The sequence below is a fragment of the Arthrobacter sp. MP_M4 genome (assembly GCF_035984855.1).
Taxonomy (GTDB): Bacteria; Actinomycetota; Actinomycetes; order Actinomycetales; family Micrococcaceae; genus Arthrobacter.
The window spans coordinates 1-17120 of sequence record NZ_JAXCHX010000023.1 but is presented as its reverse complement, the minus strand read 5'-3'; the positions used below and the strand labels follow the sequence as shown (position 1 = coordinate 17120).

The 17120-nt window shown below is 66.1% G+C and carries 16 protein-coding genes and 1 riboswitch; of the genes, 9 read left to right on the top strand and 7 right to left on the bottom strand.

The features are described from left to right. The first annotated feature begins 72 nt into the window (after positions 1-72). From RCH15_RS14955 to RCH15_RS14930, 6 genes are read left to right on the top strand one after another with little or no spacing between them, the layout of a single operon-like run. Positions 73-1116, top strand: a complete 1044-nt coding sequence (locus tag RCH15_RS14955; protein WP_326961454.1) for an aliphatic sulfonate ABC transporter substrate-binding protein — start codon at positions 73-75, stop codon at positions 1114-1116. Then, on the top strand, positions 1116-2024 hold the full coding sequence (locus RCH15_RS14950; protein WP_409017194.1) for an ABC transporter permease: 909 nt from the start codon (positions 1116-1118) through the stop codon (positions 2022-2024). The genes RCH15_RS14955 and RCH15_RS14950 overlap by 1 nt, the downstream gene beginning before the upstream one ends. Next, positions 2015-4057 (top strand): acetate--CoA ligase, encoded by a 2043-nt coding sequence (acs, locus tag RCH15_RS14945; RefSeq protein ID WP_326961453.1) that lies wholly within the window; start codon positions 2015-2017, stop codon positions 4055-4057. The genes RCH15_RS14950 and acs overlap by 10 nt, the downstream gene beginning before the upstream one ends. A gap of 9 nt (positions 4058-4066) precedes the next feature. Further along, on the top strand, positions 4067-5272 hold the full coding sequence (sfnG, locus tag RCH15_RS14940) for a dimethylsulfone monooxygenase SfnG (RefSeq protein ID WP_326961452.1): 1206 nt from the start codon (positions 4067-4069) through the stop codon (positions 5270-5272). Beyond that, a complete protein-coding gene (locus RCH15_RS14935; protein ID WP_326961451.1) occupies positions 5272-6630 on the top strand; it encodes an O-acetylhomoserine aminocarboxypropyltransferase/cysteine synthase family protein in 1359 nt (452 codons plus the stop codon). The genes sfnG and RCH15_RS14935 overlap by 1 nt, the downstream gene beginning before the upstream one ends. After that, the gene (locus tag RCH15_RS14930) at positions 6627-7124 is read left to right on the top strand and encodes a CoA-binding protein (RefSeq protein WP_326961450.1); all 498 of its coding nucleotides are present in this window, start codon (positions 6627-6629) and stop codon (positions 7122-7124) included. The genes RCH15_RS14935 and RCH15_RS14930 overlap by 4 nt, the downstream gene beginning before the upstream one ends. Positions 7125-7297: 173 nt before the next feature. Here RCH15_RS14930 and RCH15_RS14925 read toward each other — a convergent pair whose 3' ends face one another. Next, positions 7298-8587 carry an adenylosuccinate synthase gene (locus RCH15_RS14925; RefSeq protein WP_326961449.1) on the bottom strand — a complete coding sequence of 430 codons (1290 nt, stop codon included), beginning with the start codon at positions 8585-8587 and terminating at the stop codon, positions 7298-7300. A gap of 282 nt (positions 8588-8869) precedes the next feature. Continuing rightward, a riboswitch (SAM riboswitch) is annotated at positions 8870-8974 on the top strand. A gap of 12 nt (positions 8975-8986) precedes the next feature. Between RCH15_RS14925 and RCH15_RS14920 the strand changes: the two genes are divergently transcribed. Next, positions 8987-10195: a cobalamin-independent methionine synthase II family protein gene (locus RCH15_RS14920; protein ID WP_326961448.1), complete on the top strand. Its 1209-nt coding sequence runs from the start codon at positions 8987-8989 to the stop codon at positions 10193-10195. Between the two features lie 156 nt (positions 10196-10351). Beyond that, positions 10352-10984, top strand: coding sequence for a uracil-DNA glycosylase (locus RCH15_RS14915; RefSeq protein WP_326961447.1), 633 nt, complete (start codon positions 10352-10354; stop codon positions 10982-10984). Between the two features lie 78 nt (positions 10985-11062). Here the strand turns inward: RCH15_RS14915 and RCH15_RS14910 are convergent, their stop codons facing one another. The 3 genes from RCH15_RS14910 to RCH15_RS14900 form a co-directional block, all read right to left on the bottom strand. Next, positions 11063-11491, bottom strand: a complete 429-nt coding sequence (locus tag RCH15_RS14910; protein WP_326961446.1) for a DUF3151 domain-containing protein — start codon at positions 11489-11491, stop codon at positions 11063-11065. 2 nt (positions 11492-11493) lie between these two features. Further along, positions 11494-12513 (bottom strand): class II fructose-bisphosphate aldolase, encoded by a 1020-nt coding sequence (fbaA, locus tag RCH15_RS14905; RefSeq protein WP_326961445.1) that lies wholly within the window; start codon positions 12511-12513, stop codon positions 11494-11496. Between the two features lie 190 nt (positions 12514-12703). After that, on the bottom strand, positions 12704-13390 hold the full coding sequence (locus tag RCH15_RS14900) for a TrmH family RNA methyltransferase (RefSeq protein WP_409017192.1): 687 nt from the start codon (positions 13388-13390) through the stop codon (positions 12704-12706). A 54-nt stretch (positions 13391-13444) separates the two neighbouring features. On the opposite strand from RCH15_RS14900, the gene RCH15_RS14895 reads away from it, so the two are divergent. Beyond that, positions 13445-14299 carry an HAD-IIA family hydrolase gene (locus RCH15_RS14895; protein ID WP_326961444.1) on the top strand — a complete coding sequence of 285 codons (855 nt, stop codon included), beginning with the start codon at positions 13445-13447 and terminating at the stop codon, positions 14297-14299. A 9-nt stretch (positions 14300-14308) separates the two neighbouring features. Here RCH15_RS14895 and RCH15_RS14890 read toward each other — a convergent pair whose 3' ends face one another. The 3 genes from RCH15_RS14890 to RCH15_RS14880 all read right to left on the bottom strand — a co-directional run bounded on the left by RCH15_RS14890 (position 14309) and on the right by RCH15_RS14880 (position 16942). After that, complete coding sequence (locus tag RCH15_RS14890; RefSeq protein ID WP_326961443.1) at positions 14309-15346, bottom strand: thioesterase domain-containing protein; 1038 nt, start codon at positions 15344-15346, stop codon at positions 14309-14311. Between the two features lie 81 nt (positions 15347-15427). After that, on the bottom strand, positions 15428-16060 hold the full coding sequence (locus tag RCH15_RS14885) for a hypothetical protein (protein ID WP_326961442.1): 633 nt from the start codon (positions 16058-16060) through the stop codon (positions 15428-15430). Between the two features lie 93 nt (positions 16061-16153). After that, complete coding sequence (locus tag RCH15_RS14880) at positions 16154-16942, bottom strand: GAF and ANTAR domain-containing protein (protein WP_326961441.1); 789 nt, start codon at positions 16940-16942, stop codon at positions 16154-16156. Between the last annotated feature and the right edge of the window lie 178 nt (positions 16943-17120).

Below are 17120 nucleotides of genomic sequence, written 5' to 3'. Positions count from 1 at the left end.
TGTTGGCCCTGCTTTCAGCTCCCACCCTTGACCTCACGCCCGTCATTCCACCCCGCATCCCGGAGGATCCCCATGTCATTCGCCCCCAAAGCCACCCGCCGTTCGGTGCTGGGCGCCGTCGCCGCCTCAGCCGCCCTCGTCCTCACGGGCTGCGTGGCCGGTGAAGGCTCCGGCGGGTCCCCCGCCGCGGGCGCCGCCGTCGAGAGCGGCACCCTCAACATCGACTTTGCCACCTACAACCCGCTGAGCCTGGTCATTAAGCAGAAGGGCTGGCTGGAAGCCTCGCTCAAGGACCAGGGCGTCACGGTGAACTGGGTCCAGTCCGCCGGCTCCAACAAGGCCAACGAGGCACTGCGCTCCGGCGCGGTCGACGTCGGCTCGACGGCTGGGTCCGCCGCGCTGCTGGCCCGTTCCAACGGGTCCCCAATCAAGACCATCGACATCTTCTCCCGGCCCGAGTGGGCGGCGCTCGTGACAAAGAGCTCCTCCGGCATCAGCACGGTGGCGGAGCTCAAGGGCAAGTCCGTGGCCGCAACCAAAGGCACCGACCCCTACTTCTTCCTGCTGCAGTCGCTCGCCGAAGCCGGCGTCTCCGCCAAGGATGTCACCGTGCAGAACCTGCAGCACGCGGACGGCCGCGCCGCGCTGGAGAACGGCTCCGTGGATGCCTGGTCCGGGCTGGACCCGATCATGGCCGGCGCGGAGCAGAAAGGCGCCAAGCTCTTCTACCGCAACCTCTCTTTCAACACCTACGGCTTCCTGAACGCCACCGAATCCTTCCTCAAGGACAAACCGAAGCAGGCGCAGGCCGTCGTCAACGCCTACGAGAAAGCGCGGGCGTGGGCCGCAGCCCACCCGGACGAGACCGCGCAGATCCTCGCCGACGCTGCCGGTTTGGACCTCGCCGTCGCGAAGACTGTGGTGCTGGAGCGCAGCAACCTGGACGTGGATCCGGCGCCCGGAGAGGCCCAGCGCACAGTCCTGGCGAAGATCGGTCCCACCTTCGTGGAGACCGGTGACGTCGCGACCCAGCAACAGATCGACGACGCCGTTGCCTCCCTTCTTGACGACTCGCTGGTGAAGAAGGCGGATGCGTCCGCCATCAAGGATTCCTGATGGCCCCCGGAAGCCGCCACCTCACCGGCAACAGTGTTGCGGACGGGCGCGCTGCAGCCGTCCCCGCAACTCCGGCAGACGCCGCCCAGCCGAACTCCCCCTTCCCGGGTGGAGACAGGACCCCGGCAAACGGATGGTCCCCGGCCGGGATCCTGTCCGCCGGCTGGGCGCGTCTGCTCCTTGGATTGATTATTCCCGCCGCAGTTCTGTTGTCCTGGCAGCTGTCCACCGCCGCGGGGGTGTTCAGCATTGTCCAGCTGCCGCCGCCGTCCATGGTGCTGGCGGCGGGCCTGGACCTGCTCCAGCGCGGGCAACTCGGCCAGCACATCGCAATCTCCACCCAGCGTGTGTTGCTCGGCTTTGCCGCCGGCGCTGCGCTGGGACTGGTCTTCGGATCGCTGGTGGGCCTGTCCCGGTTCGCCGATGCCCTGCTCGCGCCGACCATCGGTGCGCTCCGGGCCGTGCCCTCGCTGGCCTGGGTGCCACTGCTCATTCTCTGGATGAAGATCGGCGAGGACTCCAAGATCACCCTGATCCTGATCGGCGCGTTCTTCCCGGTCTTCACCACCGTCTCCCTGGCGTTGCGCCATGTGGACCGGAACCTGGTAGAGGCCGCCCGTGCGTTCGGGCTTAAGGGCGTGAAACTGCTGACCACAGTCCAGCTCCCGGCCGTGGTCCCGGCGGTGTTCTCCGGGCTCCGGCTCGCACTGGCCCAGGCCTGGCTGTTCCTGGTGGCCGCCGAACTCATCGCCTCCTCCATGGGGCTCGGCTTTCTGCTGACGGACTCGCAGAACAACGGCCGCACAGACCGGCTCCTGCTGGCCATTGTGCTGCTGGCGGTGATCGGCAAGATCACCGATGCCCTGTTGGGGCTCGCCGAGAAATGGTCGGTGAAACGATGGGCGTAACCACCCGGGCAGCCCCGGTCACGCACCCGGCAACCGAGGAAGAGCGCCTCGCCTTCTGGGACGCCGCGGCTCTCCGGCTCGACTGGGCAGACTCCCCGGGGCAGGACAAGCCCTGGCACACCACGCACCGCCTCGTCCCGGCCGACGCCGGCGCCGGGACCGGGCCGAAGATCAGCTGGTTCGACGGCGGCCGGCTCAACGTCGCCTACAACTGCGTCGACCGCCATGTAGCGGCGGGACGCGGGGACACGGTGGCCCTGCACTTCGAGGGCGAGCCCGGTGACCGCCGGAGCATCACCTACGCGGACCTGCAGCGTGAGGTCTCCCGGGCGGCCAACGCCCTGCTGGGCCTCGGCGTCGGCAAGGGCGACCGTGTGGTCATCTACCTTCCGGTGATTCCGGAAACGGTGATCATCACCCTGGCCGTCGCCCGGATCGGTGCCATCCACTCGCTCGTGTTCGGCGGCTTCTCTGCGGAGGCGCTTAAGTTCCGGGTGGAGGACACGGGCGCCAAACTGCTGGTCACCACCGACGGGCAGTTCCGCCGCGGCGTCGCAGTTCCGGTCAAGGACAACGCGGACGCGGCCGTCGCCGGGGACAACGCGATCGAGCACGTCCTGGTGGTCAACCGCACCACCGCACAGGAACACCTGGAGACTGTCCCGATGACCGCGGGGCGGGACGTGTGGTGGCACGACGCCGTCGGGCAGGCCGCCGACCTCCACGAACCCGAGGCGTTCGACGCCGAGACCCCGCTGTTCATCATGTATACCTCCGGCACCACCGGAAAGCCCAAGGGCCTGGTCCACACCTCCGGCGGCTACCTCACGCAGGCGTCATGGAGCTTCGAGCACCTCTTCAGCAACCCGGACCCGGCCCTCCGCGACCAGGATGTCCACTGGTGCACGGCCGACCTCGCCTGGGTCACCGCGCACACCTACGAGCTGTACGGCCCGCTGTCCAACGGCGCCACCCAGGTGATCTTCGAGGGGACCCCCAACACGCCGCATCCTGGCCGGCACTTCGAAATCATCGAACGCTACGGCGTCACCCAGTACTACACCGCGCCCACTCTGGTCCGCTCGCTGATGGGCTGGTTCCCGGACGGCATCCCGGACGGCTACGATCTGTCCTCCATCCGCCTGCTCGGCACCGTGAGTGAAGCCGTCAACCCGGAGGCATGGCGCTGGTTCCGGAAGCACCTCGGGGCCGGCACCGTGCCCGTGGTGGACACCTGGTGGCAGTCCGAGACCGGCGCCACCATCCTCTCCCCCGCGCCGACGGACACCGAGTTCAAGCCCGGCTGCGCGGCCCGGCCGCTGCCCGGCGTCAGCGCCCGGATCGTGGACGACGCCGGCAATACCGTCCCGCCCGGCGTCCAGGGCTTTCTCGTGGTGGACGCGGCCGGTCCCGCCATCGCCCGGACCGTGTGGGGCAACCCGCAACGCTATTTCGACTCCTACTGGCGGCAATACGCGGAACGGGGCTGGTTCCTCGCCGGCGACGGCGCGAAGTACGACGCCGACGGCGACATCTGGATTCTCGGGCGGGTGGATGACACCCTCAACGTCTCCGGGCACCTGCTCTCCACGATCGAGATTGAATCGGCCCTCGTCTCGCACCCGGACGTGGTGGAGGCCGGCGTCTGCCCCGTCGCGGACCCGAAGACCGGCCACGCGATCGTCGCGTTCGTCGTCCCCACCCGTCCCCTCCCCTCACAAGTCCCCACCGGCTCCCAGCCTTCGCCACCACAGGCAGGGTCCCTCGCCGGCGTGGGCCCGAACTCGCTGGCCGAGGAACTCCGCAACCACGTCGCCAAGGCGATCGGGCCGATCGCCAAGCCTCGCGACGTCGTCATCGTCGAGGATGTGCCGAAGACCCGCAGCGGCAAGATCATGCGCCGGCTGCTGACCCAGCTGTTCGAAGGAACCACGCTTGGAGACACCACCTCGCTGCAGAACGAACCGTCGATCGCCGGCATCCAGGCCGTCCTGCGTGACCGCAATGCCACACCCGATACACCCCGGAAGTAAGGAACTCCTATGACAGACATCAGCAACGTCGCCCGTCTTTCCGATCCGCTCAAGTTCGCCTACTGGGTCCCGAATGTCTCCGGCGGCCTGGTGGTCTCCACCATCGAACAGCGCACCGGTTGGGACTTCGACTACAACAAGAAACTGGCGCGGATCGCGGAGAACTCCGGCTTCGAGTACGCCCTGACCCAGACCCGGTACGCCGCCTCCTACGGCGCCGACAAGCAGCACGAGGCCACCTCGTTCAGCCTCGCGTTGCTCGCCGCCACGGAGCGGCTCAAGGTGATCTCCGCCGTCCACCCGGGCATGTGGCACCCCGGTGTGCTGGCGAAGTTCATCATCACCGCGGACCACATTTCCAACGGCCGCGCCGCCGTGAACATCGTCTCCGGCTGGCTCAAAGCAGAATTCGAGAACTTCGGCCTCGAATGGCTCGAGCACGACGAACGCTACGTCCGCACCGAGGAGTTCATCCGGGTCCTCCGCGGGCTGTGGACCGAGCAGGACTACAGCCAGGCCGGCAAGTACTACAACATCGCCGATTTCACCCTGCAGCCGGCACCGGTGGACGTGCCGGGCCGGGCGCACCCGGAAATCTTCTTCGGCGGCAACTCCACCGCCGCGCAGGCCACGGCCGGCCGGGTGGCGGACTGGTACTTCTCCAACGGCAAGGACCTGGAGGGTTTCAAGGAGAACATCGCCGGCGTCGTCGCCGCTGCCGCAGAGACCAGGCGCGGTACCGAAGGCGCCCTCGCTGCCGCTTTATCCTCTCCGAGGTTTGGCCTGAACGGCTTCGTGATCGCCCGCGATTCCGAGAAGGAAGCCCGCGATACCCTCCGCGAGATCGTCGCGAAGGCGCACAAACCCGCCGTCGAGGGGTTCCGCGCCGCGGTCCAGGAAGCCGGGGCGTCCACGAAGGACGGCAAGGGCATGTGGGCCGACTCCAGTTTCGAGGATCTGATCCAGTACAACGACGGTTTCAAGACCCAACTGATCGGCACCCCGGAGCAGATCGCCGAACGGATCGTAGAGTATAAGAAAATCGGCGTGAACCTGTTCCTCACCGCCTACCTGCACTTCCAGGAGGAGGTCGCAGCGTTCGGCCAGGACGTCTTGCCGATCGTCCGCGAACTCGAGGCCGACCTGGCCCGCAAGCACGGCACGGAACTGGACCTGTCCGGGATTCCGGCCACGACGATTAAGGTGGACGCATAATGGCTGACCGTAAGTTCGGGTTCCGTACCCGCGCCCTGCACGCCGGCGGCACCCCCGACGCCGAGCACGGCGCCCGGGCCGTGCCGATTTACCAAACCACTTCCTTCGTGTTCAAGGACACCCAGGACGCCGCCAACCTCTTTGCGCTGCAGAAGTACGGCAACATCTACTCCCGGATCGGCAACCCCACGGTGGCCGCGTTCGAGGAGCGCATCGCGTCCCTGGAGGGCGGCATCGGTGCGGTGGCGACGTCCTCGGGGATGGCCGCGGAGTTCATCACTTTCGCCGCGCTCACCCAGGCCGGTGACCACATCGTGGCAGCCTCCCAGCTTTACGGTGGCACGGTAACCCAGCTGGACGTCACGCTGCGCCGCTTCGGCGTCGACACCACGTTCGTCCCCGGCACCGATCCGGCGGACTACGCCGCTGCCATCCGGGAGAACACCAAGGCGATCTTCGTCGAGGTGGTGGCCAACCCGTCCTCCGAGGTCCAGGACCTTGAGGGGCTGGCCAAGGCAGCGCACGACGCCGGCATCCCGCTCGTCGTCGACGCCACCTTGAGCACGCCGTACCTCGTGCGGCCGATCGAACACGGCGCGGACATCGTTATCCATTCCGCCACCAAGTTCCTCGGCGGCCACGGCACCACCCTCGGCGGCGTGATCGTCGAAAGCGGCCGGTTCAACTGGGGCAACGGGAAGTTCCCGACGATGACCGAGCCGGTGGCCTCCTACGGCAACGTCTCCTGGTGGGGCAACTTCGGCGAGTACGGCTTCCTCACGAAGCTCCGCTGCGAGCAGCTGCGGGACATCGGACCCGCCCTGTCCCCGATGTCCGCGTTCCAGCTCCTGCAGGGCGTGGAGACCCTTCCGCAGCGCCTGGACGAACACCTCAAGAACGCCCAGGCCGTCGCGGAGTGGCTCGAAGCGGACGAACGTGTGGCCTACGTGAACTACTCGGGCCTTCCCTCGCACCCGTACTTCGAGCGGGCCCGGAAGTACCTTCCGCTCGGACCGGGCTCGGTGTTCTCCTTCGGCGTGAAGGGGGGCCGCGCGGCCGGGCAGACGTTCATCGAGTCCCTGCAGCTGGCCTCGCACCTGGCCAACGTCGGCGATTCCCGGACCCTCGTCATCCATCCCGGGTCCACCACCCACCAGCAGCTCAGCCCGGAACAGCTCGAGTCCGCCGGCATCCCGGAGGACTTGGTCCGGATCTCGATCGGGCTGGAAGACCTCGAGGACATCCTCTGGGACATTGACCAGGCCCTGGACGCTGCAACGGTGGCAGCCCCTGATGCCTCCGCCCGCGGCGTACACACGCCAGAGGCTGACGCCTGCACGATCGGAGTTAACGCGTGAGCACCGAAGAAGAACGTACCTGGACCGAGCCGTCCGCCCCGGAGCGGCTGGCCCTGCTGCGGCAGGCAACGTCGATCGCAATCGTGGGCGCCTCGGACAAACCGTCCCGGGCGAGCTACTTCGTTGCCACCTACCTGCAGTCCTCCACGCGCTACAAGGTGTATTTCGTAAATCCGGTGGTGAAGGAGATCCTGGGCCAGCGAACGTATGCCTCGCTCGCGGACCTGCCGGAGAGCCCGGACATCGTGGACGTGTTCCGCAAGCACGATGACCTCCCGGGGGTCCTGGACGAGGCCGTCGCGGCAGGCGCCAAAACGCTCTGGCTGCAGCTGGGCTCGTGGCACGAGGACGTGGCGAAGGAAGCCGAGGCGGCCGGGCTCGACGTCGTGATGGACCGTTGCGTGAAAATCGAGCATGCCCGGTTCCACGGCGGACTGCACCTGGCCGGCTTCGACACCGGCGTCATTTCGTCCAAACGGCAGGTCCTGGCCTAACCGCGCCCGCGCCGGGCCACCGAACTCGCGGCACGCGTGCGGGCTCGCCATAACGAAACGGCGCGCCGCACCTTGCCCCACGTTCCCGCCGAACTCGCGGCACCCGGCCAAACGACGGCGGCGGGCCACCTTTTCAGGTGACCCGCCGCCGTCGTGCGTTAGCTTCGGATGCGTCAGTCGTTGATCAAATCGTTGATCACGATGGTCTGGTCGCGGTCAGGACCGACGCCGATTGCCGAGAAGCGCGTGCCGGAGAGCTTTTCCAGGGCCAGCACGTAGTTTTTGGCGTTCTCCGGGAGGTCCTCCAGGGTGCGGGCGCCGGTGATGTCCTCGGTCCAGCCCTCGAAGTACTCGAAAATCGGCTTGGCGTGGTGGAAATCGGTCTGGGTCATCGGCATTTCCTCGTGCCGGACGCCGTCGACGTCGTAGGCCACGCAGACCGGGATCTGTTCGATGCCGGTGAGGACGTCGAGCTTGGTGACGAAGTAGTCCGTGAAGCCGTTGACGCGCGAGGCGTGGCGCGCCAGCACGGCGTCGTACCAGCCGCAGCGGCGCGGCCGGCCGGTGTTGACACCAAATTCACCGCCGGTCTTCTGCAGGTACATGCCCATCTCATCGAACAATTCGGTGGGGAACGGGCCGGCGCCCACGCGGGTGGTGTACGCCTTGATGATGCCGATGGAACGCGAGATCCGGGTGGGGCCGATGCCCGAGCCCACGGAGGCGCCGCCGGCCGTCGGGTTCGAGGAGGTCACAAACGGGTAGGTGCCGTGGTCGACGTCCAGGAACGTGGCCTGGCCGCCTTCCATGAGGACCACCTTGCCCTCGTCCAGGGCGGTGTTCAGCACATAGGTGCTGTCAATGACCAGCGGGCGCAGACGCTCGGCGAAGGACAGGAAGTACTCCACGATCTCGTCCACCTCGATGTCGCGGCGGTTGTAGACCTTGACCAGGAGTTCATTCTTCTGGCGCAGCGAGCCTTCGACCTTCTGGCGCAGGATGGAGGCGTCAAAGACGTCCTGGACGCGGATGCCGAGGCGGGCCACCTTGTCCATGTAGGCCGGTCCGATGCCCCGGCCGGTGGTGCCGATGGCGCGGCTGCCCAGGAAACGCTCGGTGACCTTGTCCAGCACCTGGTGGTACGGCGCCACGAGGTGGGCGTTTGCGGAGACGCGCAGCTTGGAGGTGTCGGCGCCGCGGGCTTCGAGGCCGTCGATTTCCTGGAACAGCGCTTCTAGGTTCACCACGCAGCCGTTGCCGATAACCGGGACCGCGTTGGGGCTCAGGATGCCGGCCGGAAGGAGCTTGAGCTCGTACTTCTCACCGCCTACGACGACGGTGTGGCCGGCATTGTTGCCGCCGTTGGGCTTGACGACGTAGTCGACTCGGCCACCAAGCAGGTCAGTGGCCTTGCCTTTGCCTTCGTCGCCCCATTGGGCTCCGACGATCACGATTGCTGGCATGGGATCCTCCCCCATTCGTTCGGGCCAAACCGCAGGTGTCCCGCAGCTTAGCGCCGTTCATGAGAATGCCCCGAATCTACCGCTGTGCTCTTTCGATCAACGCCAGTTTCCGGGGCTCTTACCACCCAAGTTTAGCCGATGGCGGTGACAGCAGCTCATTTGCCCGGCCACTGGACTTCCGCCGGGCCGCCGGCCTCCTCGGCTCCACCTGCGCAGTGTCCAGCTTGCGGAACTTCGTGGGACAGGCTTGCGCGGGTCGGCCGGTTCGAATTAGGTAGGAGGTGACCATCCCGAGCGGCCGAGGGACCTGGACCATTGACGCCGCAGCAACCCTGCCCGCGCACACCACTGTGACGGCAAAGGTGCTACCGCCAGGACCGATGGAAAGGACGCGCTCCCATGCCGCAGAACACCGACCATATCCGCGCCACCCATGCAGGCTCGTTGCCCCGCACGCCCGAGCTCATCGCCGCGAACGAGGCCAAAGAGTCAGACGGCATCACTCCCGAGTTCCTGGACCTGCTGGAAACCTCCGTGGTGGACATCGTGCAGCGCCAGAAGGATCTCGGCATCGACATCCCCAACGACGGCGAATACGGGCACACCATGTCCAGCGCGGTTGATTACGGTGCGTGGTGGAATTACTCCTTCAGCCGGCTGGGCGGCCTGGAACCGACGGACGTGGACCGCTGGGCGGACGCCGCCGTGCACCGCTCCAGCCCCGGCCACATCGTGCTGACCTCCTTCCCGGACCGCCGCGACCGGCAAAAATTCAACGACGCCTACAACGATCCGTCCTCCGGGATCCTGGCGCACCGCAGGTCCGTCACGCAGCCGAAGATCGCCGGCCCGCTGAGCTACACCGGCCAGGCCCTGGTGGGGTCGGACATCGCCAACCTCAAGACCGGCCTGGCCGCAGCCGGGCTGTCCGAGGGCTTCGTCGCGTCCCTGTCCCCCGGCTCCTGCGCACGCGTCGCCAATGAGTATTACACCTCCGATGAGGAGCTCCTCTATGCCTGCGCCGATGCCATGCGCGAGGAGTACAAGGCCATCATCGATGCGGGGCTCACTGTCCAGCTCGATGACCCGTCGCTGGCCGAAAGCTGGGACCAGATCAACCCGGAGCCGAGCCTGGCGGACTATCTGAAGTTCATCCAGCTCAGGGTTGAGGCCACCAACTGGGCACTGCGCGATCTTCCCCAGGACCAGATCCGTCTGCACGTGTGCTGGGGCTCCTGGCACGGACCGCACACCACCGACATTGACCTCGCGGACATCATCGGTTCCGTCATGCAGGTCAACGCGGGGGCTTACTCCTTCGAGGCCGCCAACGTCCGACACGAACATGAATGGCGGGTCTGGGAGGACACCAAACTGCCCGACGGAAAAGTCATTATTCCTGGCGTCGTTTCCCACGCCACCAACGTCGTCGAGCACCCGGACCTGGTGGCTGACCGGATCGTGCGTTTCGCCGAATTGGTGGGCCGGGAAAATGTGATTGCCTCCACAGACTGCGGTCTCGGCGGCCGCGTGCACCCGCAAATCGCCTTTGCCAAGCTGGAATCCCTGGGCGAGGGAGCCCGCCGGGCAACCGCCCGGCTCTGGTAGCCGGCCCCACGGCCGGTCCGTCATTTCGCAGGGCTTGATAGACTAATAAGGATCGACCAGGAATCGGTCCACACCACATTTTCAAACCACACCGTAATTGGCGTGCCCGCGTACGGTCTGGGAGCTTCACCAAACCTGCAGGAGACTCAGCAATATATGACAGCCTTGGCCACTGAAAATTCCCGCGAGCAGCTTTTGAGCCGCCGCTACGAACCTAGCGTCGCAGCCGTAAACGAGCTGTGCGACACGCTGCAGGCCACCAAAGCTGGCATGAACGTCTCCTACGTGGACCCGATCCACGACGTCGACGAGTGCCGCATCATCAGCCTCTTCTCCAACATCGGAACCGAGGACGAGTCGGGTTTCATCACGGCCGGCGACGAAGAAGCGGCCACCCGCCTGTTGGGCGTCCACTGGAAGCTGGGCCTGCGTCCTGAGTACGTGATGCCGTGGAACGTTCACCCCTGGTACGTCCCGGGCGAGCCCAACGGCAAGTTCACGCCGGACCAGATCTCCGCCGGCCTCAAGCCGCTGCTGAAATTCCTTGCCGTGGTGCCCCGCGCCTCGGTGATCGTGGCCCACGGCACCGAAGCCAACCGCCTCGCGAACCTGCTCCTGAAGACCGAGGTGCCGATGATCTGGCGCCGCGGCCTCAAGACCTACAAGGTCCGCTCGCTCAGCGGCCGTGCCTTCGCCGGCACACCTGCCCGGCAGGAGCAGTACCTGGAGGAAATGGGCACCGTCTACGCCGACGCCATGGCCCGCACAGGGCTGGCAAAGACCAGCTGATCCCACCCGCAACGAATGACGGCGGGCGCCCACCTTCTGGTGGACGCCCGCCGTCATTCGTTTAACTGCAACGCGGTGTTAGCGCTTTTCGGCTTCGATCGCTGCCCTGGCGGCGGGATCGGAGTCCTTGAGGAATTTCTCGATCCGCTCCGGTTCCTCGGCCTCGCCGATCGCGGCGGAGGCGCGGCCCAGCGAGTACAGGGCGCGCAGGAACCCGCGGTTCGGTTCGTGCTCCCAGGGGATGGGCCCGACACCGCGCCAGCCGTTGCGCCGCAGCGAATCCAGTCCCCGGTGGTAGCCCACGCGGGAATAAGCGTAGGAGTCGATGGTCCGGCCTTCACTCCACGCTTCCTCAGCCAGCACGGCCCAGAGCAGCGAGGACGTCGGGTGCTTTTCCACCAGGTCCAGGGCTTCCTGGCCGGCGTCCAGCGCCGCGTAGACTTCGGTTTCGGCGGGCAGGTGCGTCGGCTCCGGACCCATCAGGTTCCGGCGGAATTCGTCCGACATGCCTAGAACGTCTTGCCGGTGGAGCCGAGCTGCTGGGCAGCCTCCACGACGCGGGCAGCCAGGCCGGCCTCGGCGGAGGCGCCCCAGACGCGCGGATCGTACAGCTTCTTGTTGCCCACCTCGCCGTCGACCTTCAGCACGCCGTCGTAGTTGCGCAGCATGTGGTCCGCGACCGGGCGCGTGAAGGCGTACTGGGTGTCGGTGTCGATGTTCATCTTGATGACACCGTAGGAAACGGCGTCCGCGATTTCCTTCTCGGACGAGCCGGATCCGCCGTGGAAGACGAGGTCGAAGGGGTTCGGTTTGCCGATCTTGGCGCCCACCTGCTCCTGGATATCCTTGAGGATTTCCGGGCGCAGCTTCACGCCGCCGGGCTTGTACACGCCGTGCACGTTGCCGAAGGTCAGCGCCGTGATGTAGCGGCCGTTCTCGCCGGCACCGAGAGCGTCGATCGTGGCGAGGGCGTCCTCGACGGTGGTGTAGAGCTTGTCATTGATGGCGTTCTCGACGCCGTCTTCCTCACCGCCGACGGTGCCGATCTCGACCTCGAGGATCATTTTCGCGGCAGCGGTGCGCTCGAGCAGTTCGCGGGCAATCCGCAGGTTTTCCTGCAGGGTCTCAGCGGAGCCGTCCCACATGTGCGAGTTGAAGAGCGGGTTGCGCCCGGCTTTGACCTCGGCCTCCGACGCGGCCAGCAACGGCAGGACGAAACCATCCAGCTTGTCCTTAGGGCAATGGTCCGTGTGCAGGGCGATGTTGACGCCGTAGTTCTTGGCCACTTCGCGGGCGAACGCGGCGAAGCCCAGGGAACCGGCCACCATGTCCTTGGTGGAGGCGCCTGACCAGTAAGCGGCGCCGCCGGTGGAGACCTGGACGATGCCGTCGGACTCGGCCTCGGCGAAGCCGCGGAGGGCTGCATTCAGGGTCTGGGAGGAGGTGACGTTGACGGCTGGAAAGGCAAAGCCGCCCGTCTTAGCGCGGTCGATCATCTCGGAGTAGATCTCTGGGGTTGCAATGGGCATGCTGACTCCTAAAGTGAATTTCGTCTGCGGGCTGGTGACCCTGGAGTGAACCTCGTCGGCTACGGTCCATCCTAGTCATGACTGCGCCGGTGGCAGTGTTTCCGGTCACCCGGGCCTGTAATACTCGCCTGCGGGCCCGGACCCGGGGCGCTGGGTTCGCACTTCGCGGGGACCCGGGCGCTGGGGCGTCCTAGCCCGGGAGCTGGCCGAAGACGTGCCGTCGGATCCAGGCGTGCATCGCGATGGCCGCGGCCGAGGCGGCGTTGATGGAGCGGGTGGACCCGAACTGCTCGATCGACAGGGTGTCCGCCGCCGCCTCATGGACTTCGGGGGACAGCCCTGGACCCTCCTGCCCGAATACCAGTACGCAGTCCCTGGGCAGTTCGTAGCTTTCCAGCGGAACGGAGTCCGGGAAGATGTCGATCCCGATGATCGCGAGGCCCTCCCCCTGCGCCCATGCCACGAAGTCCGCAACGGTGGGGTGGTGGCGGACGTGCTGGTACCGGTCGGTGACCATGGCCCCGCGGCGGTTCCACCGGCGCCGGCCAATGATGTGCACTTCCTTGGCCAGGAACGCGTTGGCGGTGCGAACGACGGTGCCGATGTTCATGTCGTGCTGCCAGTTTTCGATCGCGATATGGAAATTGTGCCGTTTGGCGTCCAGGTCCGCCACGATCGACTCGTGTTTCCAGTAGCGGTATTTGTCCACCACGTTGCGGCGGTCGCCGTCCGCGAGCAGGTCCGGGTCCCAGTGATCGCCTTCCGGCAGTTCACCGTCCCAGGGTCCGACGCCGACCTCCGCCCTGGGCGCTTCCCCCTCTTCAGCTCCGTACGCGTTTGCGGGACGGATTTCGCTGGGTATCTCGGGTTCAGTCACGACTCAACATTAGACTGGGACCCAGGTAGCGGCACACTTACGGCGGAGGACACCATGGATGAGCAGCGCGATGACCGGCGGAGCGAGTCGGAGGACGGACGGTCGGCGGCGTCGATGTACCGCAGCGGCCAGGACATAGAGTGCTGGCTCACCGACATGGACGGTGTGCTGGTGCATGAGAACCAGCCCATTCCAGGCGCCGCGGAACTCATCCAGCGCTGGGTGGACACGTCCCGGCGGTTCCTCGTCCTGACAAACAACTCTATCTATACGCCCCGGGACCTGGCCGCCCGGCTGAAGAGTTCGGGCCTGGAGATCCCTGAGGAGAACATCTGGACCTCGGCCCTGGCCACGGCGCAGTTCCTCAAGGATCAGGTGCGCGGCTCGGATTCGGGCAACCGCGCCTACACGATCGGCGAGGCGGGCCTCACGACGGCGCTGCACGAGGCCGGCTTCATCCTCACCGACCAGGACCCGGACTTTGTGGTGCTCGGTGAGACCCGCACCTACTCCTTTGAAGCCATCACCATGGCCATCCGGCTCATTCTGGGCGGGGCGCGGTTCATCGCCACCAACCCGGACGCCACCGGACCCTCCAAGGACGGTCCCATGCCCGCCACCGGTGCCATCGCGGCGCTCATCACGAAGGCGACCGGCCGGGAACCCTACATTGTGGGGAAACCGAACCCGATGATGTTCCGCTCGGCGATGAACCAGATCGACGCGCACTCGGAAACCACGGCCATGATCGGTGACCGGATGGACACGGACATCATCGCGGGCATGGAGGCGGGGCTGCACACGGTGCTGGTGCTCAGCGGCATCACGCACCGGGATGACATCGCCGCCTACCCGTTCCGCCCCAACCAGATCCTGAACTCCGTGGCGGATTTGAAGAACCAGATCTAAACCCGGGGGTTAGAAGACGGTCTTTCTTCCTCCACCGGAAGGAAGCGGAAAAAGGGTGCCCTCCAACTGCTCGATGATGGGCCGGTACACAGACGGATTCCAGCCCGGACTGGCGTGCGCGGGCCGGGCACCGTCGGTCCTAAGGTCGTCCGAGACCATGTTGTCCTTAAATATCAGGGACCAGGAGTCGCGGGCGGTCTCGTAGTCCACGGTCTTGTCGTGCGGGTTGCCGACAAAGACCATGCGGGTCCCGCCGAGCTTTCCCGCAAAGCGCGTCGCGTCAAAATGGTAGATATAGGCAGACTCGGACTGGATCAGGACACTCGACGGCGCAATGGGCGAGAGCTGTTCCATGGTCTGGTCCAGGATCTGTCCCCAGCTGCGCTCATCCTTGTGCAGCATCCGCTCGCCGAGTTCGTAGCCGCCCCGCAGCACCGTGGGGAATCGGAAGCCGCGCTCGTAGAGGAACACCACCCCCTCAAACCAGCTTTGGTCCAGCACGTCGTACTTGCTGCACGGGCTGGAATCCAGCAGGATGAACGCCACCTCAATGCCGTGGAGCTCCCGAAGCCGGGCCGCGACCTGGGTTGCCACCATTCCGCCGAAGCTGTGGCCGTAGAAGTAGAACGTGGTCAGCTGATGGGCCCGCGCGTGCTCGACCACGGCGATCACGATCTCGTCAATGTCGATGCCCACGTTGGAGTAGCCGACGGCGGCAAGCTGGCCGCGCTTGTTCAGCGCGCCCCGCAGCGCATTCAGGATCCATTGGGCTTCCTCCCAGCTCGTCTTGTAGCCCGGAAAGAGGAACCAGCTGGCGTGGGGGAAGTACTTCTCCGCGGTTTCATCCGGCACGGTCAGGACCTTGTGGACGCGGCGTTCGGCCTGCACGCGCCGGGTGAAGAGCATGTCTGCCGCCAGCACGGAGGCGGCACCCGTGCCGGTCAGGAAGCTTCGCCTGGAATACCGTTTCAGTCCGGCGGCATGGCGAAGCACGCGGGCGGCATCGCCGTCCCCGCCGGTGTCGCCAACTTCCGCTTTCCGCAGCACATACCTACCGTAGCCACCACGGAAAGGGATTCAGAATCGGCGCGGATAACAGCTCGGCCACAGTCCGGCGGTGGGACCTGCCTAGGCCGGATCAGGCCCGCGGCGAGCCTCGGAACGGCCGGTATCACCGGCAATTCCGGGGTGGGCGGCCGCGGAAACGGCTTCGCGGCCGACCGTTCCGGGGACGACCTTGCGGCGGCCGATTTCGAGGCCAATTTCGTCGTAGGTGGCCAGGAGCTGCGAGCGGGCCATGTCAGCAGGGTTGTCCATCAACCCGAACACCGAATCACTCGCGGCGAGCAGTTCATCATCGGAGTAGACGTGCAGCGGCCGGGTGCCCGAGGCGTCCATGGACGCGGTTGCTTCCGCTGGGAGCTCGAGGGACGGCACCACAGAGGCAACGTTCTCGGCAGAGGTGTTCAACTCGAGGGAGACGCCGGCTGAGCTGCGCAGAACGCCGGCCGTCTCGACCAGCGTCGCAGCGCTGTCAATGGCATTGAGGTCATTGCGAAGCCCGGACAAGGCCGCCGACTCCACGAAGGCTGCACGGCCGAGGTTCACCCGGATGTGAGAGGTGATTCCCATGCCGCGGATGTGCTGGATCTGCCGCATCAGGGCCGGGCGGGAGGCCTGCGTAAGGCTCCCCCGGACATCAATCCGGAGGACATCGGAGGCGATGTCAAGCTTGGCGCTGGCGTTGAGGGAGGTGTCCATAGGTACTCCAAGAAAGGGGTGTCTATGGCCGACGGCTCAACCGTTTCCAGATTATAGGCAGGCGGGGGTCCGCACAAATCAATACGGGACGCCTCAGCCGGCTTCCCGTTGGTCCGGCTCCTCAAAGTGGGTCCGGGAGGCGGCGCCGCCCACGGACTGGACCAGCGAGGTGGCGATGTCACGCATCTTGACGTTGGCGTTGCTGGAGGCGTCCCTGAGAATCCGGACAGCCGACTCCTGGTCGCACCGGTTCTGCGCCATGACAATCCCTACGGCCATGTCAATCACGGTCCGGGATTCGAGGGTGGCCCGAAGATTCGTGGCACTGTCCGTGTGCAGGGAGAAGCGGACCGCGAGCCGCAATGCAGCCGAAATCTGGCGGGTGTAGCCGCGCGCCCGCGCGGCGACATCGCCGTCGAACTTGTTCGGCACGTCGGAGTAAAGGTTCAGCGCAGCCTGGGCCTCGCCCTGCAGGTGGAACGGCACGGAAAGCACGGAACGCAGGCCGTGCGCGGCGACGGCACTGGCGTAGGCGGGACCCCAGCGGTCCTCGGAAAAGAGGTCCGGAACGTAAACCTCGCGTTCCTCCTGCGCCGCGGTCAGGCACGGACCCTGCGAGAGCCGGTACTGGATTTCATCCACCTCACGGGCGGAGTCGCTGCTCCACCCGATAGTCGCAGCCTTGCGGTCCCTGAGCAGAGTGATACCGCACAGGGCATCGTCCCCGGCGCCTGCCACCTGGTGTGCGGAGAACCGTGCAAGCTCATTCAGGAAGTCCTCGAAGTCGGCGCTTTCCAGAATGAGGTTCTGGATCTGGTCGACGGTGCTCAGGGGGTCACTGCCACGGTCTTCGGGAACGTGGTTGGCTTCGGGAAGGAGCATGGCGCGGGGTCTCCGGTCTGGTGGTTACTTGAAAATGATAATTGACCGCCAATCCACCGTCCATCCGGGTCCGTTGGAAACGCGCGGCCTAGGGCGTGTCTCCTTATTGGCGTAGCCAGATGACGACGGCGTAGAGGACAACACCGGCACGGTAGGTCAGTGCGAGTTTGTCGTAACG

What these genes read in the sequence shown, in the direction of transcription:
- RCH15_RS14880 (WP_326961441.1), bottom strand. Translation starts at nt 16,942, where the DNA reads ATGCTCCTTCCCGAAGCCAACCACGTTCCCGAAGACCGTGGCAGTGAC.
- RCH15_RS14885 (WP_326961442.1), bottom strand. Translation starts at nt 16,060, where the DNA reads ATGGACACCTCCCTCAACGCCAGCGCCAAGCTTGACATCGCCTCCGAT.
- RCH15_RS14935 (WP_326961451.1), top strand. Translation starts at nt 5,272, where the DNA reads ATGGCTGACCGTAAGTTCGGGTTCCGTACCCGCGCCCTGCACGCCGGC.
- sfnG (WP_326961452.1), top strand. Translation starts at nt 4,067, where the DNA reads ATGACAGACATCAGCAACGTCGCCCGTCTTTCCGATCCGCTCAAGTTC.
- fbaA (WP_326961445.1), bottom strand. Translation starts at nt 12,513, where the DNA reads ATGCCCATTGCAACCCCAGAGATCTACTCCGAGATGATCGACCGCGCT.
- RCH15_RS14910 (WP_326961446.1), bottom strand. Translation starts at nt 11,491, where the DNA reads ATGTCGGACGAATTCCGCCGGAACCTGATGGGTCCGGAGCCGACGCAC.
- RCH15_RS14895 (WP_326961444.1), top strand. Translation starts at nt 13,445, where the DNA reads ATGGATGAGCAGCGCGATGACCGGCGGAGCGAGTCGGAGGACGGACGG.
- RCH15_RS14920 (WP_326961448.1), top strand. Translation starts at nt 8,987, where the DNA reads ATGCCGCAGAACACCGACCATATCCGCGCCACCCATGCAGGCTCGTTG.
- acs (WP_326961453.1), top strand. Translation starts at nt 2,015, where the DNA reads ATGGGCGTAACCACCCGGGCAGCCCCGGTCACGCACCCGGCAACCGAG.
- RCH15_RS14955 (WP_326961454.1), top strand. Translation starts at nt 73, where the DNA reads ATGTCATTCGCCCCCAAAGCCACCCGCCGTTCGGTGCTGGGCGCCGTC.
- RCH15_RS14915 (WP_326961447.1), top strand. Translation starts at nt 10,352, where the DNA reads ATGACAGCCTTGGCCACTGAAAATTCCCGCGAGCAGCTTTTGAGCCGC.
- RCH15_RS14925 (WP_326961449.1), bottom strand. Translation starts at nt 8,587, where the DNA reads ATGCCAGCAATCGTGATCGTCGGAGCCCAATGGGGCGACGAAGGCAAA.
- RCH15_RS14950 (WP_409017194.1), top strand. Translation starts at nt 1,116, where the DNA reads ATGGCCCCCGGAAGCCGCCACCTCACCGGCAACAGTGTTGCGGACGGG.